This window comes from Candidatus Phycosocius bacilliformis (assembly GCF_003112735.1).
Lineage (GTDB): Bacteria > Pseudomonadota > Alphaproteobacteria > Caulobacterales > Aquidulcibacteraceae > Aquidulcibacter > Aquidulcibacter bacilliformis.
On sequence record NZ_BFBR01000002.1, the window covers coordinates 336535 to 352799 of the forward strand.

General features: G+C 58.0%; 17 protein-coding genes and 1 pseudogene. 9 read left to right on the forward strand and 9 right to left on the reverse strand.

The window, feature by feature from the left end; translation table 11 throughout:
• The first annotated feature begins 18 nt into the window (after positions 1 to 18).
• From aroQ to aat, 4 genes and pseudogenes are all read left to right on the forward strand, one after another.
• Positions 19 to 465 (forward strand): type II 3-dehydroquinate dehydratase, encoded by a 447-nt coding sequence (gene aroQ / locus PbB2_RS04885; protein WP_108984311.1) that lies wholly within the window; start codon positions 19 to 21, stop codon positions 463 to 465.
• A gap of 50 nt (positions 466 to 515) precedes the next feature.
• Positions 516 to 1007 (forward strand): acetyl-CoA carboxylase biotin carboxyl carrier protein, encoded by a 492-nt coding sequence (gene accB / locus PbB2_RS04890; protein ID WP_108984161.1) that lies wholly within the window; start codon positions 516 to 518, stop codon positions 1005 to 1007.
• A gap of 15 nt (positions 1008 to 1022) precedes the next feature.
• On the forward strand, positions 1023 to 2381 hold the full coding sequence (accC, locus tag PbB2_RS04895; protein WP_108984162.1) for an acetyl-CoA carboxylase biotin carboxylase subunit: 1359 nt from the start codon (positions 1023 to 1025) through the stop codon (positions 2379 to 2381).
• A pseudogene (aat, locus tag PbB2_RS04900) lies at positions 2378 to 2968 on the forward strand (leucyl/phenylalanyl-tRNA--protein transferase); the annotation flags it as partial. The gene accC and the pseudogene aat, both read left to right, overlap by 4 nt.
• Here the strand turns inward: aat and PbB2_RS16410 are convergent.
• Entirely contained in the window at positions 2949 to 4001 is a 1053-nt protein-coding gene (locus PbB2_RS16410; protein ID WP_108984164.1) for a DUF2155 domain-containing protein, read from the reverse strand. The pseudogene aat and the gene PbB2_RS16410 sit on opposite strands and share 20 nt — an antisense overlap.
• Entirely contained in the window at positions 4001 to 4390 is a 390-nt protein-coding gene (locus PbB2_RS04910; protein WP_108984165.1) for an NADH:ubiquinone oxidoreductase subunit NDUFA12, read from the reverse strand. Before PbB2_RS04910 ends, PbB2_RS16410 begins: the two co-directional genes overlap by 1 nt.
• Before the next feature lie 227 nt (positions 4391 to 4617).
• Here PbB2_RS04910 and PbB2_RS04915 point away from each other — a divergent pair, with 227 nt between their 5' ends.
• The 5 genes from PbB2_RS04915 (at position 4618) to PbB2_RS04935 (ending at position 10285) form a co-directional block, all read left to right on the forward strand.
• On the forward strand, positions 4618 to 7362 hold the full coding sequence (locus PbB2_RS04915; protein WP_108984166.1) for a TSCPD domain-containing protein: 2745 nt from the start codon (positions 4618 to 4620) through the stop codon (positions 7360 to 7362).
• A 79-nt stretch (positions 7363 to 7441) separates the two neighbouring features.
• Positions 7442 to 7930: a pentapeptide repeat-containing protein gene (locus PbB2_RS04920; RefSeq protein WP_108984167.1), complete on the forward strand. Its 489-nt coding sequence runs from the start codon at positions 7442 to 7444 to the stop codon at positions 7928 to 7930.
• 85 nt (positions 7931 to 8015) lie between these two features.
• Positions 8016 to 8816, forward strand: a complete 801-nt coding sequence (locus tag PbB2_RS04925; RefSeq protein ID WP_108984168.1) for a pentapeptide repeat-containing protein — start codon at positions 8016 to 8018, stop codon at positions 8814 to 8816.
• 162 nt (positions 8817 to 8978) lie between these two features.
• The gene (locus PbB2_RS04930) at positions 8979 to 9353 is read left to right on the forward strand and encodes a TM2 domain-containing protein (RefSeq protein ID WP_192576171.1); all 375 of its coding nucleotides are present in this window, start codon (positions 8979 to 8981) and stop codon (positions 9351 to 9353) included.
• A 323-nt stretch (positions 9354 to 9676) separates the two neighbouring features.
• The gene (locus PbB2_RS04935; protein WP_108984170.1) at positions 9677 to 10285 is read left to right on the forward strand and encodes a hypothetical protein; all 609 of its coding nucleotides are present in this window, start codon (positions 9677 to 9679) and stop codon (positions 10283 to 10285) included.
• A gap of 25 nt (positions 10286 to 10310) precedes the next feature.
• Here the strand turns inward: PbB2_RS04935 and gmk are convergent, their stop codons facing one another.
• The 7 genes from gmk to fabD form a co-directional block, all read right to left on the reverse strand.
• Positions 10311 to 10952 carry a guanylate kinase gene (gmk, locus tag PbB2_RS04940; RefSeq protein WP_108984171.1) on the reverse strand — a complete coding sequence of 214 codons (642 nt, stop codon included), beginning with the start codon at positions 10950 to 10952 and terminating at the stop codon, positions 10311 to 10313.
• Positions 10942 to 11844, reverse strand: coding sequence for a YicC/YloC family endoribonuclease (locus PbB2_RS04945; RefSeq protein ID WP_238164857.1), 903 nt, complete (start codon positions 11842 to 11844; stop codon positions 10942 to 10944). Before PbB2_RS04945 ends, gmk begins: the two co-directional genes overlap by 11 nt.
• The gene (gene mltG / locus PbB2_RS04950) at positions 11841 to 12899 is read right to left on the reverse strand and encodes an endolytic transglycosylase MltG (RefSeq protein ID WP_108984172.1); all 1059 of its coding nucleotides are present in this window, start codon (positions 12897 to 12899) and stop codon (positions 11841 to 11843) included. Before mltG ends, PbB2_RS04945 begins: the two co-directional genes overlap by 4 nt.
• Positions 12899 to 14179, reverse strand: a complete 1281-nt coding sequence (gene fabF / locus PbB2_RS04955) for a beta-ketoacyl-ACP synthase II (RefSeq protein ID WP_108984173.1) — start codon at positions 14177 to 14179, stop codon at positions 12899 to 12901. Before fabF ends, mltG begins: the two co-directional genes overlap by 1 nt.
• 7 nt (positions 14180 to 14186) lie before the next feature.
• Positions 14187 to 14423 (reverse strand): acyl carrier protein, encoded by a 237-nt coding sequence (locus tag PbB2_RS04960; protein WP_085339046.1) that lies wholly within the window; start codon positions 14421 to 14423, stop codon positions 14187 to 14189.
• 125 nt (positions 14424 to 14548) lie between these two features.
• A complete protein-coding gene (fabG, locus tag PbB2_RS04965; protein WP_108984174.1) occupies positions 14549 to 15283 on the reverse strand; it encodes a 3-oxoacyl-[acyl-carrier-protein] reductase in 735 nt (244 codons plus the stop codon).
• 39 nt (positions 15284 to 15322) lie between these two features.
• The gene (fabD, locus tag PbB2_RS04970; RefSeq protein ID WP_108984175.1) at positions 15323 to 16264 is read right to left on the reverse strand and encodes an ACP S-malonyltransferase; all 942 of its coding nucleotides are present in this window, start codon (positions 16262 to 16264) and stop codon (positions 15323 to 15325) included.
• Between the last annotated feature and the right edge of the window lies 1 nt (position 16265).

Consider the following 16265-nt stretch of genomic DNA (forward strand, 5'->3'; position numbering starts at 1 on the left):
CAGGGTTACAGCAGTGTCATGGACAAAGCGATTTTTGTGCTCAATGGCCCCAATTTGAACCTATTGGGCACGCGCGAACCTGAAATCTACGGGACCGACACGCTGGCCGATATTGAGACAGCCTGCCAGGCGGTGGCTGAACGGCTGGGCGTGCCACTCATATTCCGACAGACCAATCACGAAGGCGAGTTGGTTGACTGGCTGCAAGAGGCCAGGACAGCGGCTGCGGGCGTATTGCTCAATGCTGGTGCGCTGACCCATACATCTGTGGCCCTCTATGATGCCATCAAGGCAATGGCGATTCCCGTTCTGGAGATCCATTTGTCCAACCCGCTGCGGCGAGAAGCCTTCCGGCATCAGTCATATATTGGCATGGCAGCCCATGGCACGATTGCAGGCTTTGGTTTGCGCTCGTATGTTTTGGGCATGGAAGCTCTCGCCCCCCTCATCCAGGTCAGAAGCTGACCATTCGCCCATCCACATCTGGCCTGTGAGCTGGCCGACAGGAGACCATAATGAGCCAATCAGGATTTGACACCAAGCTGGTCAAGGATCTGGCCCGCATCTTGCGCGATACCGACTTGAGCGAGATTGAGGTGGAAAATGAAGGGGTGCGCGTGCGCGTGGCCCGTCAGGCCAGTGCGGGTCCCCAGGTGGTTCATGCCCAAGTTGCTGCACCAGCCGTTGTCGCAGCCCCTGCCGCCCCGGCTGCCCCCGCTGCACCTGCGGCAGCGGCCGCCGCTGCACCAGCTGCACTCGATCCTGCCAAGCATCCAGGTGCTGTGGCCTCGCCCATGGTGGGCACTGTCTATACCCAGCCTGAACCCGGTGCTGCCACCTTCATCAAAGTCGGCGACAGCGTGAAAGAAGGCCAACAATTGTTCATCATCGAAGCCATGAAGACGATGAACCCCGTGCCATCGCCCAAGGCTGGCACTGTCACCGCGATTCTGGTCCATGATGCCCAGCCGGTCGAATATGGCGAAGCGCTCTGCGTGATCGAATAATCAGGAGACACACAGGTGTTTGACAAAGTTCTGATCGCCAACCGCGGCGAGATTGCCTTGCGCATCCATCGGGCGTGCAAGGAAATGGGCATAACGACGGTAGCGGTCCATTCCACAGCCGATGCCGATGCCATGCATGTGCGGCTGGCCGATGAAAGTGTGTGTCTTGGCCCCCCTGCGGCAGCCAAATCCTATCTCAACATTCCAGCCCTGATCGCCGCCTGCGAAATTACCGGGGCGCAAGCCATTCATCCCGGTTATGGCTTCTTGTCGGAAAATGCGCGTTTTGCGGAAATCATCGATGCCCACGGCCTCGTTTTTATCGGCCCAAAGGCCCACCACATCCGCATGATGGGCGACAAGATCGCGGCGAAAGCTGCGGTGAAGGCAGCAGGCATTCCAGTTGTTCCAGGTTCAGACGGCGGCATTTCAGACGATGCCACGGCTTTGGCGGTTGCCGAGGAAATTGGCTATCCCGTTCTGGTCAAGGCCGCTGCTGGGGGCGGTGGCCGGGGCATGAAAGTGGCCCATTCGCGCGACGAATTGTCGGTCGCCCTGTCGATGGCGCGCAGCGAAGCCAAAAATGCCTTCGGCGATGATACCGTCTATCTGGAAAAATATCTTGGCCGACCTCGCCATATCGAAATTCAAGTGATTGCTGATGAGTTTGGCAATGTCGTGCATCTGGGTGAGCGGGATTGCTCGCTCCAGCGCCGTCACCAAAAAGTCTGGGAAGAGGCCCCTTCCCCAGCGCTCAACGCCGAAGAACGCGCCGAAATTGGCGATATTGTGGTCAAGGCCATCAAGTCGCTCGGCTATCTGGGCGTGGGCACAATTGAGTTTCTCTATGAAGATGGTCGCTTCTATTTCATCGAGATGAACACACGCCTGCAGGTCGAGCATCCGGTGACCGAAATGATCACCGGGGTGGATCTGGTGCGCGAGCAAATCCGCATTGCTGCGGGCATGCCTTTGTCCTTCACCCAAGAGGATGTGGTGTTTGAGGGCGTGGCGATTGAATGCCGCGTCAATGCCGAAGATCCTGTGACTTTCACGCCCTCACCCGGCACGATCAGCGATTTCCATGCACCAGGTGGCTTGGGGGTACGGCTCGATTCAGCCATCTATACCGGCTACAAAATCCCACCCTATTATGACAGCCTGATCGGCAAGTTGATCGTCCATGGTCGCAACCGCAATGAGTGCTTGATGCGACTGCGCCGCTCTTTGCAGGAAATGGTCGTAGGCGGGGTTAAGACGACCATTCCACTCTTCCTGCGTCTGGTGCAGGAACGCGACATCATTGATGGGGATTACAACATCCACTGGCTGGAAAAGTGGCTGGCCAGTCAAGCCCAGGACCCGCCTGCATGAGCAAGGGCTTTGGCCCGGAGGAATTGCTGGCCTGCTATGCACGCGGGACATTCCCGATGGCAGATGGGCGCGATGACCCTCGCTTGTTTCTGGTTGACCCGGATCAGCGCGGGGTTTTGCCACTTGATCAGGTGCACTTCCCCCGCCGCCTCAAGCGAACGGTACGCACCACGCCCTTTGTGGTGACCATTGATCTCGCCTTTCGCGAGGTGGTTGAAGCCTGCGCTGCCCCCTCGGGCGATCGAACCGAAACCTGGATCAATCAGCCGATTGTCGAACTCTATGACGGACTGTACCGGCGCGGGCATGGCCACAGCGTCGAGGTTTGGCAAAATGACAATTTGATTGGCGGCCTATACGGGGTTCGCTTGGGCGCGGCATTTTTTGGCGAGAGCATGTTCTCACGCGCGCGCGACGCCAGCAAGATCGCGCTGGTGCATCTGGTGGCCCACTTGATTGCGGGGGGCTTCAAACTGCTCGACACACAGTTTCTGACCGATCATCTCGCCCAATTCGGAACGATCGAAATTCCCCGAAGCACATATAAGGATGCTTTGGCCGTAGCCATTAAGGCGTCTTCGACTTTTCCGGTGCCGGACTTGCTGGCGCAGCAGCCTTTACCGCAGCGGCCGGGGCTGGGCGGGGAGAACGCGGTGCCCCCTCGGCCTCATCCTGCGGCGGACCCGCTTTCGCGGCAGCTTTGGGTTCCGCCATGGACGGGGGAGCTTCCTCGGCAGCTTTGGCCTCGGAGCGCGCCTTTGGCATGCCTGGCAGCGCTGGAGCAGCCGTTTTTGCAGGCATCACACCTCCCTCACAGCTGACCAGCCACATATCATAGGTTGGATGATCAATCGGTGTGACCGCCGGACTTGAGGCGATGATCCAACCCGTGCGGATGACACGTTCTTTGTTGGCTTCACGCAAATTACGGCGATTGCGCTGGGGAAGTACGGCCAGCTGTGAGACATTCTGACGGCCCAGATCGCTAACTTCGACATAGGCCCAAGATTCCAGCGGATCGTCGGGATGGGAGGTATAACAGGCCGACAATTTCAGCCGGAGCGAGCCATAAGTGACTTGGCTTCCGACCGGCACTTTCACCCGCACATTTGTGCCCTTTTCCCGGTCCAAAGCCCCCAGCATAATGCCGGTACCCTGTATCTCGCGTACCGGTTTTGGGCCGGTCTGGGTGTTTTCAGGTGGAAACAACAATTCCATCGGCACAAAAGGAATCAGGGGTCCAACCTCGCGCGGCATCACAAAGCCAGCGTCAGCGAGAGCCTGCTGCTCGGCTTCTGCCTGACTCATGGACTCGCGACGGGCGCGTGCCTTGGCCTCTTGTTCAGGGGTCATCCACGCCCCGCTTCCACTTTGGCGCACTGCGGGGGCCACCTCGGCACCTTCAGGTTCGACAATCGGACCGAGTTCGGGGTCAATTCCCCCGCCACTCGGACTTGTTTGGGCACCGGATTTGGCGGCTTTGGCTGGATCGGTCGGACTGGCTTCGGGGGCTGCACTTTGGGCAATCACCGCCCCACCCACAAGTGCAAGCCCGATTGAGCCCACAGCGAGGCTACCCAAGCGGGATAGTGACAGAATGGAGCCGGCGTTGTGCGCCATTATTCCGGCGACCAGGACTCATAATCGCTGGTGGCGCGCGCACGCTCACCCCCGGCGGCCAAGCTGCCCTTCGGCCGATAGGCAAATACCGTTCCGGTCAGATTGGGCAAATGCGGCTTTTCCCACGCCTTCAACACAAAGGGCTCCACTGTGGGTGGGTTTTCAAATGTGTGATGCAGCCAACCATGCCAATCTGCGGGCACGCGCGATGGCTCGGCATAGCCTTTATAAATGACATAGCGCCGCTTGCGTCCTTCCAAGCTTGCGACACGCTCTTCAAAATAGCGATTGCCTTGATCATCTTCACCCACGAGGGTTGCGCGCTTGCCGATATCAAACATGGCCCCGATGGTGGCACCATTCCACCAGGTAAAGATTTTTGAGAGCACGGAATGTTTCCTTGTGTTGGCGGCATTATGCCCCGCTGTGCACACTGCATCAAGTCAGCCCGACAGACTGCCTCAGTTGAAGCTGCGCAAATCCGGATCGGTCCAAAGCCCACAAAGCTAAAGTGTCGACAAGAACCCAGTGGTAGCGTGAAGATTTCGGCTTTGGGGGGCTAGGCGGGGGCTGGGTTCACGTTGATGATCGACACACTGATTCGCAAAGGGCTGCCGTGATCTTCGATTCCGCCTTCTTTCGGCATGAGCGCCTTGCCACCCAACCCGATCTTCTGCGGGATTGTGGGGGCGAGATCGGCCCTTTTTACGCCCCAGCAAGCTGGAGCTTGGACCATGTGCTGGCTTTTGGCGAAGCCGCAGACTTGCCCGACCATGCCTCGATTTCTGATGCGATACTCGACATAACAGGTCGGATTGGTGGACTGGCAGCTGAGGCGAATTACCTCACCGACGAAACCGCACGCGACCATTTTGAAGCTGTGCTCGCCAATAGTCTTCTGAAGCGGCAGGTGGGGTTGGATGGCGCTTTCCTGCGGGCACTGGTCATTACAGGCGCGCCGACACAGGGCTTTGTTTGGAATCACACTGGGGCCAAGAGTGAGATTGGAACGGGTCTGCCTCCCGCGTGGTTGGAGGAAAACGCCCATATCCGCATGGTGCCTTGGGCGCGGGCGGAGGCCATTGTGCACCAGCGCCGCCAAACTCAGTTTGATGCCTCGGCTCTGTCACTGGGTCGGATTCAATTACGCGATGCGCTCGCCCGCGTGAGTGAAGCGGTGGGGCGGGCCGAGGGGCCGGGCCATGATGATCCGCGCGACAATCCGGTCCTTGCCCAAGCAGTTGCAGCCGCGTTTCGAATTGGCGCACCAGCAGGGGCGATTTTGGAGGCAATCGAGGATGCCAAGCAGGGTATTTTCGACTCAACCAGCCAAGGCGGCAGTTTGGATGCACCGCTGCTGGAGCCCACCGACATTGTTATTCCAGTTGGCCAAGCCCTAGATGGCGACCTTTTGCTGAAAGCCGCACGGACCGGCTGCCGATTTGCCTTTGAGGATCGCCCTGCCCCTGGGCTGGGCCCTGCGGCGATTTTCTGCCTGTCGGCCTTCCATGATGATGAAGGCTTTGGGGAATTGCGTTTGGTGGCAGCAGCGTGGCGCTTGGCACTTGATTGTTTGGGTGGGGCCACCGCCTTTCAGACAAAGGCTGCCTCTCAGGGTTGGGTTAAGGACCGTCCGGCAGAATTGCGTTATTGTGATGCTGCAGGTCTCTTGATGGCTCGCGGACAAGCCTATGGGTCAGAAGCCGGACGGGCATTGGTGCGCGAAGCACTCAGCTGCCTGCGCATGGCAGCAGATATGACCCGCGACAAGCTGGCCGGACACGATAAGCTGCGCGCCGATGGTACGGCCCCGCGCTACTCGACCTATCTAACCCCGCAGGATCACGGGCTGATTCTGGTTGGACTGGGTGCGGACGCCCCAGGCCTTGCGCCCATTGCGAACCCCGCAATTGAGGTGGCCGCTTCCGGTGACGAAACCCGCTTTGTGCTGCGTCCGGCTGTTCTACGCGGCATGGCCAGCTTGGGTATGGACGAGACACGCATTGGACGCCAAATCCTGGGTACACGCACGTTAATTGGCGCGCCGGGTGTGTCGTTTGACTCCTTAGCCGCACGCGGGATTGATGATGACGGACTGGCGGCCATCGCCGAAGCCCTGATCAGTGCGCGCACCTTAAAGCAAACCATCACGCCGTGGCTCTTGGGTCCTGAAGAGACAGCCGCCTGGTGCGGGTGCAGCTTGGATCAGGTTCTGCAACCAGGCTTTGATGTCCTAAGTGCCCTTGGATTTACCAGTCAGGATGTGGTCGCTGCGCAGAATTGGGCCTTGGGGCAGCTTGAATCTTGGGCGGCCTTTGGCCAAGCGGAGGCTTTCAGCCCGGCCAGCCGTGAAGACATTGTGGCCATGGCAGCCGCTCAGAGCGAGGAAGACCGCGCCTTCATTCTGTTAAACCTGCCGGTTGCCCGCCAAGAACATGGCCGAGCTTTGGCTTCCGAACTGGCCCGACTTCTCGGATTGGCAGGCTTTCATGGCTTTGCCCTCAAACTGTCCGAGCCCCGGTTCGATGCCGCCAATTTTGAGCTATCGCGCTTTGAAAATCTCGCTGAAGAGGTCAAGGTCGAGCGGGTGGAAGTGGTGGTTGAGCGGGTTGTCGAGCGACTTATTCCTCAGCCCACGGCTCGCCGTCGCCTGCCTGATCGGCGCAAAGGCTATATTCAAAAAGCCTCAGTCGGTGGCCATAAAGTCTATCTCCACACTGGAGAGTTCGATGATGGGGAAATCGGCGAGATTTTCATTGATATGCACAAGGAAGGTGCTGCCTTCCGCTCTTTGATGAATAATTTCGCCATCGCCATCTCGATCGGCCTGCAATATGGGGTGCCGCTCGAAGAATTCGTCGATGCCTTTGTCGGCACGCGTTTTGAGCCTTCTGGCGAGGTGGAAGGCAATGATTCCATCGTTCGGGCGACCTCAATCCTGGACTATTTGTTCCGAGAATTGGCGGTCTCCTATCTCGGGCGCGATGATTTGGCCGAATTGGGTGACGACCGCTTTGATGACGGCTTGACACAGGCGACGCCATCGAACGACCCGGTCCGCTTCATTTCTAAGGGCTTTTCGCGTGGCAGCCTGCCCGACAACCTTGTGCGCCTGCCCAGTGCGGCAGAACGGGCGCAGGAAAAGGCCAGCCGACCTGGGTCCGCCTCCAATCTTGAGCGTGACCCGTCGATCTGGGACGAACCAGTTGCGACCAGCCCCGCCGGCAACCCGCATTATGAATCAGACCCTTGCCCGGATTGCGGCCACTTCACCATTAAGGCCAATCATATGGGGCTAAGCTGTGATGCCTGCGGATGGGTCGGGCCACGCCAAGCCGAAAGTAGTGGGTCGTCCTGGTAGCGGCGCGACAATCTCAAGCGGCATCAATCCTGCAGGCACCGCATGGATCCTCAATATGTGAGCGCCGGAGCGTGCGAAAATGAAACGTCTTAGTCTTGCCTTGCTGGCCGCCGTGGCCGTATCAGCACCTGCCTTGGCCCAGAATGCGGCGCAAATCGACCGGGTTAAGGGCGGCCAGTCCTGCTCCGGCTGCAATTTGTTTCAAGCCGATTTAAGCTATTCAGATCTGTCTCGACGCAATTTTTCCGGCTCGCGTTTGCGCCAGTCGGAAATGTCCCTCGCAACGGCAGATGGTGCCAATTTCTCACGTGCTGACCTGTCAATTGCCAATCTTTATGGTGTGCGTGCGACCGGCGCGAGCTTTGCGCGCACCAATCTTGAGCGGGCTGTTTTGGTTGGCGGCTATTTTTCCGGCGCGAATTTTGCCGGGGCCAATCTGACTGGGGCTAATTTGTCAGGTGCTGAAATGGCAGGTGCACGCGGTCTCACCCAAACCCAACTCAGCAAAGCCTGCGGCGATGCCACCACAACCTTGCCGCGTGGCCTGAGTGTCCCTGCCTGCCAGTGATGGCAGAGCTGTGACGTGATTGTGGCATAATGTTACAACCATTTAAGTGGAAAGTGGGACGGCAAAGTCGTATAAGGCATTGACCATGTCAAAAGCTGTCCCCTTTCTCATCGCCTTCGCGCTTGCCCCGATTGCCCAGCCAGTGATGGCTTATACATGGGATCAGCGCGGCAAACCCAATACTGTGACCTTTACAGGCCGCTTCTCGGGTCTGTGTGCAGGGTGCGACCTGTCGAATCGGCGGATGGACAATGCACATATGTCGGCAGGCAATTTCGCGGGGTCAAATTTCGCGGGTTCATTCTTGCGCGGCGCGGAAATGACTGCGGGCAATTTTGCTGGCACACGTTTTGATCGTGGTGACCTTAACAGTGCCGAGATGAACGGCTCCAACTTCCGCGGCGCCAGCTTTGTTGGTACTGGTCTGAGGGCAATTGAGGCAGCAGGAGCCAATTTCACTGGTGCTGATTTTGCCGGGGCGGATGTGTCCAACGCCGAGCTGATTGGCGCTAATTTGTCTGGGGCAAAATTTGGCGGCACGCGAGGCACCAATCCTGACTTCAGCGGGGCCAATTTCACCGGTGCGATGTTGATGGGGGCAAACTTCGTCAATGCCGATTTTACCGGGGCCATCATGATCCGCACCAATATCGAAGGGGCAGATCTGTCGCGGGCTGATCTCACTGGGGTGATCCTGCGCGATGCCCGCATCAGCCGCACCCGCCTGCAAGGCGCGGACTTTACGGGGGCCAATCTTTCAGGTGCAGACTTGTCGAGTGCCAGCGGCCTCACCACACGTCAATTGGAAGATGCCTGCGGTGATGAGGCCACCCAATTGCCTGCCGGGGTTACTGTCCGGGCCTGCAAAGGGCGTCGTCCTCGCTAGGTAAGCAGGCCACGGCCACCACACCCGCGCCCATGATGGGTGTGCAATTGGCTGATTCCGTCTTGGCCAAATCCAGTTTAGTCTTTGCCAACGTGATGCGGGCTTGTGATGATGTATTGGACTCAAGAAGTCCCAATATGTCGACCCAAATCAAGTATCGAGATGCGCAACATTGTTCTCATCGAACCAGTTGCAAGCTCGCTGGCGTGCAAGGACGAGGCAACAGGCATGGTTGAAATCACCCAAGAAGACATGATCGCCATCGAGTTGCGGGCCGATGAAGAGAGTAAAAGCCCCTTTCAGGCTTATGTCTTCTGGTTCTTTTTGGGCTTAGTGGGTGCCCACCGTTTCTATATTGGCCATGGCAAGACGGGATTTCTGATGGCGGCATTGACATGCTCGATGATTGGATTGCCCATTTCAATTGCCTGGTGGTTGGCCGATAGCGTCCTCTTGGGTAGCCTCTTGCAGCACGAACGCGAGATTGTACGCGACAGGATCGCCCGCGAAGTGCTGGATTTGAAGCGTTTGAGCTGAATAGAAAAATTTGTGTGTTTGCCTGATCTTCGTGAAGGGTCACGCACCTTGGTTGCCGATAGGCTGTCTTCAAGGAACAAATTGCCGACCAAACGGCAGAAATCGGTATCTCGTCTTTAGCTTTAAAGATGAAACTATCAGAAAATAATCTATAAATTCATTGCGCTAAAGACAGGCCCGCCGTGGCACGAGGACTGCATGACGGATTGTCGTGCATGTGTTTTTCTTCTTTGCCTTCCATATGACAGCTACCCACCATGACAGCAATTCAATCGAGGCCAGCTCATCTTGTCCTAGCCGATCGACCTCAGTCAAATCCCGCCGTGGGCCTGCAAGCCGCCCCGACATCCAGCGATCTGTTGACCGCGCGGGGAATGAATGCCGACGCCCAGCAAAAGGTCATGGACATCTATGCTGCAGCCCGTTCGAGCTTGGACGCGGGTCAAGCACGCAGCTTCCTGTTGAAGCTTGATTCAGCCACTTTAGCACAATTGCAGCAGGCAGCGGCCTTGGCCGATCCGATCGAGCCTGCACGCCTCAGCGATGAGGGGGCCACCAATATCCTGCGGCCACCGGGAGATTTGGTCGACCTAGATGATGATGGTTTCATGGAGGTAGGGCGTGCGCGCACCTTTGCGTTTCCGCCAGTGAATGCCCCCCAAGCCATTAAGGATGCCTGGGATCACATGAGACCTCATATGAGCGAATTTGAGATTTCAAGCTTTTCCCATCAGGTCATGTTTGTGCTCGGCGCCCCTCCCGCTTCCCTTAAAATCACCGATGGGATGGCGAAATTGGACTGGAACCAAGTGCTGGACGAGATGGTCTATCGCAACAACCTGGTGCGGGCGGAAAATGGCATCGCGATCACAGATCGGGCCAATGAACTGATTGAGACCCTCAGGGCTGGCTGGCGCAGCGCGGCGCGCTAAGCACCGGCTGATACAGCCGCTGGGTTCAGGTGTCTTCCCGCAACAGGCCCTGCACGAACGCCCCCATCCAGGGTTGGCGGGCGCGGCGCATGCGCTCGGCAGCCAGAATGGTTTTGAGGCAGTGATAGCTGTCCTCAATATCCGCATTGACCAGCACATAGTCGAAGTTTTCCCACCGGCTGATTTCGCCATAGGCATTGGTCATGCGCTTCTTAATGACCTCGGCGGTGTCTTGCCCGCGCGAGATTAAACGTCGCTTCAGTTCCGCCATGCTGGGCGGAAGGATAAAGACTTTGACCACATCTTCAGGCGCGGAGGTGCGCAATTGCAAAGCGCCTTGCCAATCAACGTCAAACATCAGATCGCGGCCCGATTGCAACGTGGCAAAGGCGCTCTCCCGCGGGCTGCCATAATAATGATCATGAACTTCTGCCCATTCCAGAAAGCCATCCTGGGCACGGTGGGCGCGGAATTGGTCCTTATCGACGAAGTGATAATGCACGCCATCCTCTTCGCCCGGACGTGGTGCCCGCGTGGTCCAAGATACCGAGAGCGCAATATCGGCATCTTCTTCCACCAAGCGGCGTGACAACGTGGTTTTGCCAGCGCCAGACGGGCTGACCAAGGCAAGCATGAGGCCGCGACGGGGGTGGGCTTCACTCGACATTAGCAGCCTGTTCCTTCAACTGATCAATTGTGGCCTTTAAATCAAGGCCAGCACGGGTGAGTTCCAGTGCGGCAGCTTTGGCCGTCAATGTATTGGATTCCCGATGAAATTCCTGGGCGAGAAAATCAAGTTTGCGGCCAATATCACCCCCTTGGGCCAAGAGGGCACGGGCTTGCTCAGTGTGAGCGGCCAGCCGATCAAGCTCTTCACGCACATCAGCTTTGAGTGCGAGAGCAGCAGCCTCCTGCAATAGACGCTGGGGATCATAGGGTACATCGCCGAGAAGTTCACCTGCCCGCTTCTGCACCCGATCACGAATGGCCACGACTTGGGCCTCTGCGGCCGCTTCGGCGGTCGCCGTGATGGCCGCGATCCGGCCCAACAACTGATCAAACAGGACCAACAGTCCGTCACCTTCGCGCAGGCGCGCTTCATGCAGGCCATCCAAGGCTGCCTCAAGGCCAGTCGCCAGAGCCGCTTCCCGGGCAAGGCGCACCTCATCAGGCTCAACGATATCGGCGCTTTCCACCACCCCACGCAATTGCAGCAGTCCGTCCCACCTTGGCCTATCGACCCGACCTTCGGCAATTAAGCTTGCGCCAGCGGATAGATAATAATCCACCATATCCTGATTGATCCGGACAAGTGGGCCAATTTGGCTGATGTCGCGCTTGGTCGAGAGTGAGACTTGGATCGAACCACGCTTAAACCGCCGGGAGCAACCCTCACGAATGCGCGGCTCAAAGGTCTCATAGCCCGGCGGTACGCGGAATTTCACATCCAGATTGCGGCCATTGACACTGCGGGCTTCCCAAACCCACGCAACATCACCGACCTGCCCCTCCGCACGGCCAAAGCCTGTCATGCCCAGAAGTGGCGTCGCAGGTTTCATTCCCTTGCCCCACCCAACAGATTTTGTTGCTTCTTTTCCTGCTCCGCCCGCCAAGCGCGCCAACGCTGCACATTACGATTATGCTCAGCATAGGTTTCAGCAAACACATGCCCACCCGTCCCGTCGGCAACAAAGAAAATCTCTCGTGTGCGAGGCGGGTTCAGGACTGCGGCCAAAGCATCTTTACCGGGATTGGCGATCGGGGTGGGCGGTAAGCCTTGGATGACATAGGTGTTCCAAGGATGGGGGTTTTCCAGGTCGGTCTTGAAAATCTTGCGCCGCAACGGCGCGCCCTTGGTGATGCCATAAATGATTGTGGGATCAGATTGCAGCTTCATGCCCAATCGCAGGCGGTTGACAAACACAGCTGCGACGCGCGGCCTTTCTTCAGCAATGCCTGTTTCTTTTTCCACAATCGAGGCAAGGATAACGGCCTCTTGCTTGGTGGAAATCGGCAGGTCGGGCGCACGCTTGAGCCACAGCTCATCGATCAGCGCCTTATGGGCAGCCTGCATGCGCTTGACCACATCCGCGCGCGTATCCCCGCGCTGGATCGGATAGGTATCAGGATTAAGCGTGCCTTCATCCACCAAGGGCGGCAAGTCGCCGGTCAAAAAGCGATTGGCTTCCAAGCGGGCATAAAGCTGACGCATGCTCCAACCTTCCGGCAGCACAATCACGCGCCGCACCCCTTCGCCACTGGCCAATATACGGGCAATCTGGCTAGGACTGGCCGAGGACGGGATCTCATATTCGGCGACTTTGAGATTGTCAGCCTTGCCACTCAAAGTCGCAGCCAAGCGAAAACCAAGGGCGGCGCGCACCAGGCCCTCTTGTTTCAAGCGCCGCGCAACTGTGCTCGCTGTATCGCCCTCTTCCACAACGAAGAAACTTGACGCCCCTTCCTTGGCCTTTGGACCTGGCCCCAAGAGATAAAAGCCCGTGCCGACAAAGGACAAAACCACCAAAGCCGCAAAGCCAATCCAGATCCTCAGCCACAAGGCTTTGGCTTCTGCTGCCTTTTTGCCGCGCAATTTGGCGACCGGATCGGTCATCACACCGCTTTCAGAACCAATGCCGCGTTGGTGCCGCCAAAGCCGAAGGAATTGGACAGAACAGCCTTGGCCTTGATCTCGCGCGCAGTCAGCGGCACCAGATCAATCTTGGTTTCCACAGATGGGTTGTGCAGATTCAATGTCGGCGGTGCGATTTGATCCCGCAGCGCCAGAAGCGAGAAGATCGCCTCCACACTACCAGCCGCCCCCAGCAAATGGCCAATCGCAGACTTGGTGGATGACATGGTTAAGCCATCCGCATCGCTGCCAAACAAACGCTCAACCGCGCGCAATTCGATCTCGTCGCCTAAAGGTGTTGATGTCCCATGCGCATTGACATAGCCAATATCGGTTGTGGTCAAACCGGCATCCTTGATCGCGGCGCGCATGGCCCGATAGCCACCATTGCCGTCCTCTGACGGCGCGGTGATATGGTAAGCATCACCCGACAGGCCATAACCGGCCACTTCGGCATAGATTTTTGCCCCACGCGCCTTGGCATGCTCATATTCTTCCAGCACGACAACGCCCGCACCCTCACCCAGCACGAAGCCGTCGCGGTCTTTGTCATAAGGCCTTGAGGCTGAGGTGGGATCATCATTAAAGCCACTCGACAAAGCCCGCGCGGCGGCAAAGCCCGCAATACCAATCTTGCAGACAGCTGCCTCACAGCCACCGGCGACCATCACATCGGCATCGCCATATTTGATGATCCGGGCGGCATCGCCAATCGCATGTGCACCTGTGGCACAGGCTGTCACCACCGAGTGGTTAGGCCCCTTAAAGCCATGCTTGATCGAGACATGACCAGAGGTCAGATTAATCAAAGCGGAGGGGACAAAAAACGGGCTGATTTTGCGATGGCCTTCACGCTCCAAAAGCAAGGCATTGTCGGCAATGGTGGATAGCCCGCCAATGCCTGAGCCAATCATCACGCCAGTGCGTTCTTTCTGCTCGTCGGTTTCAGCCACCCAACCCGCGTCAGCAATGGCTTCATTGGCCGCAGCCACACCATAGAGGATGAATTCGGCAACCCGGCGGCGATCACGCGCCGACATCGCTGTCTCGGGGTCGAATGCGCCGGCAACATCGGCACCGCCGCCACCTCGACCACTTGTCCAAGGCACTTCACAGGCATAGCGCACGGGCAAGTCTGCCGCGTCAAACGCAGAGATAGTGCCTGCCCCATTGGCACCGGCCAACAGGCTCTTCCAAACGAAATCGGCCCCGACCCCAATTGGGGTGACGAGGCCGATACCCGTCACGACAACGCGACGCATGGTCAAATCAGCCAGCGTTGGCGGAAATGAACTTCACCGCGTCACCGACGGTTTGGATCTTTTCGGCAGCATCATCGGGGATTTCGACGCCGAACTCTTCCTCGAAAGCCATCACGAGTTCCACTGTGTCGAGGCTGTCTGCGCCCAAATCATCAATGAAGCTCGCATTTTCAACAACCTTGTCCGCATCAGCGTCCAAGTGTTCAATCACGATCTTTTTCACACGGTCGAAAACGTCAGACATGTTTGCCCTCGAATCCTGCCGAAATAGCTTCGGCGTTGTTATGTTTACCGTTTTGCTCTAACAGCGCCACGAGAGTTGAACGAATTAGCACCTTTGGCCCAAGGCCGCTAGCGCCAAAACAGCACCTAAATCATCGCCATCCCGCCGTTCACGTGCAAGGTCTGCCCCGTGACATAGCTGGCCTGATCGGAAGCTAAATAGACAACTGCGGCGGCAATGTCATCAGGCTGACCAAGGCGGGCAGCAGGAATAGACTTAGTGATCGCCTCTTTTTGCGCCTCATTGAGGGCATCTGTCATTGGCGAGACAATGAATCCCGGTGCGATGCAATTGGCTGTAATGCCGCGCGACGCCAGTTCTTGTGCAATCGATTTGGTAAAGCCGATCATGCCGGCTTTTGAGGCTGCATAATTGGCCTGACCTGGATTGCCCGTCACCCCGACCACTGAGGTGATGGCAATGATGCGCCCGAGACGCCGCTTCATCATGCCTTTGCTGGCAGCCCGTGCCAAGCGGAAATAAGAGCCGAGATTGACGTCAAGCACGCGCTCGAAATCCTCATCCTTCATCCGCATCAAGAGCCCGTCCTTGGTGATGCCGGCATTGGCCACCAAAATATCAAGCCCGCCCAAAGCCTCCTCGGCGCGGCCCACCAAAGCGTCAGCCTCGGCAGGGTCGGACAGATTGCACGCCAAAGCCACGCTGCCGGGCAATTCAGCCACCAAAGCATCCAATGCCTCTTGGCGTGTGCCCGACAGGGCCACTTGGGCCCCAGCTGCATGCAGGCCGCGTGCGATTGCCCCGCCAATGCCCCCGGTGGCCCCCGTCACGAGCGCCTTTTTGCCTGTGAGATCAAACATGTTTCACCCTTCTTTCCTATGGCACATTGTCGACCAAGCTTAAGCAAGCGAGGCCGCAAAGGCGGCAATGTCGTCAGCTCCTGTCAGGGCCAGCGACACAGCATCCGGCGCGATGCGCTTACTCATCCCGGTCAAGACGCTGCCAGCCCCCAATTCGACAAAGTGGGTGGCCCCTTGGGCTGCAAACCAGCCAATGGATTCCCGCCAGCGGACCCGTCCTGTCACCTGTTCAACCAACAAGCGCGCAATCGTGTCGGGGTCTTGGGTTGGGGTTACGGTTACATTGGACAACACGGGCACGCGCGGCGCATGGATCGTCGTAGCGGCCAAGGCGGCGGCCATTTCGGCTGCAGCCGGGGCCATTAACGGGCAATGAAAAGGTGCTGAGACCGACAACGGAATAGCCCGAGCGCCCAATTCCTTGGCCGCGGCAATCGCGGCGTCCACACCCTCCTTGGTGCCTGAGATGACGATATTGCCGGCATTATTGTCATTGGCCACCACACACACACCGACTTTGGCCCCGGCTGCTGCGGCGGCTTCTGCCAAAGCCAAATCCACTTTCGGGCCAATCAATGAGGCCATGGCCCCAAGACCGGGAGCAACCGCCCGCTGCATGGCCTGCCCGCGCAGGCGCAACAGCCTGGCCGCATCGGCGATGGAAAAGGCCCCCGCAGCCGTCAATGCCGAATACTCACCCAGCGAGTGGCCGGCCACATAGGCGGCCTTGTCTACCTCGACACCAAACTCAATGCGCAGCACCGCCACAACCGCCAAGCTCACAGCCATCAAGGCTGGCTGGGCATTTTCGGTCAGCGTGAGGGTTTCAATCGGACCGTCTGCCATCAAGGCCGACAGCTTCTGGTCCAGCGCGTCATCAATCTCTGCAAAGACGTGCTTTGCGGCGGGGAATGCGTCGGCAAGGGCAACGCCCATCCCAACGCTTTGGCTACCTTGGCCGGGGAATTGGAAGATCAGCATG

Coding starts and splice junctions, on each gene's coding strand:
- accB (WP_108984161.1), top strand. CDS start 516: ATGAGCCAATCAGGATTTGACACCAAGCTGGTCAAGGATCTGGCCCGC.
- PbB2_RS04925 (WP_108984168.1), top strand. CDS start 8,016: ATGTCAAAAGCTGTCCCCTTTCTCATCGCCTTCGCGCTTGCCCCGATT.
- PbB2_RS04960 (WP_085339046.1), bottom strand. CDS start 14,423: ATGTCTGACGTTTTCGACCGTGTGAAAAAGATCGTGATTGAACACTTG.
- fabD (WP_108984175.1), bottom strand. CDS start 16,264: ATGCTGATCTTCCAATTCCCCGGCCAAGGTAGCCAAAGCGTTGGGATG.
- PbB2_RS04945 (WP_238164857.1), bottom strand. CDS start 11,844: ATGAAACCTGCGACGCCACTTCTGGGCATGACAGGCTTTGGCCGTGCG.
- PbB2_RS04930 (WP_192576171.1), top strand. CDS start 8,979: ATGCGCAACATTGTTCTCATCGAACCAGTTGCAAGCTCGCTGGCGTGC.
- mltG (WP_108984172.1), bottom strand. CDS start 12,899: ATGACCGATCCGGTCGCCAAATTGCGCGGCAAAAAGGCAGCAGAAGCC.
- PbB2_RS04920 (WP_108984167.1), top strand. CDS start 7,442: ATGAAACGTCTTAGTCTTGCCTTGCTGGCCGCCGTGGCCGTATCAGCA.
- aroQ (WP_108984311.1), top strand. CDS start 19: ATGGACAAAGCGATTTTTGTGCTCAATGGCCCCAATTTGAACCTATTG.
- fabF (WP_108984173.1), bottom strand. CDS start 14,179: ATGCGTCGCGTTGTCGTGACGGGTATCGGCCTCGTCACCCCAATTGGG.
- PbB2_RS16410 (WP_108984164.1), bottom strand. CDS start 4,001: ATGGCGCACAACGCCGGCTCCATTCTGTCACTATCCCGCTTGGGTAGC.
- fabG (WP_108984174.1), bottom strand. CDS start 15,283: ATGTTTGATCTCACAGGCAAAAAGGCGCTCGTGACGGGGGCCACCGGG.
- gmk (WP_108984171.1), bottom strand. CDS start 10,952: ATGTCGAGTGAAGCCCACCCCCGTCGCGGCCTCATGCTTGCCTTGGTC.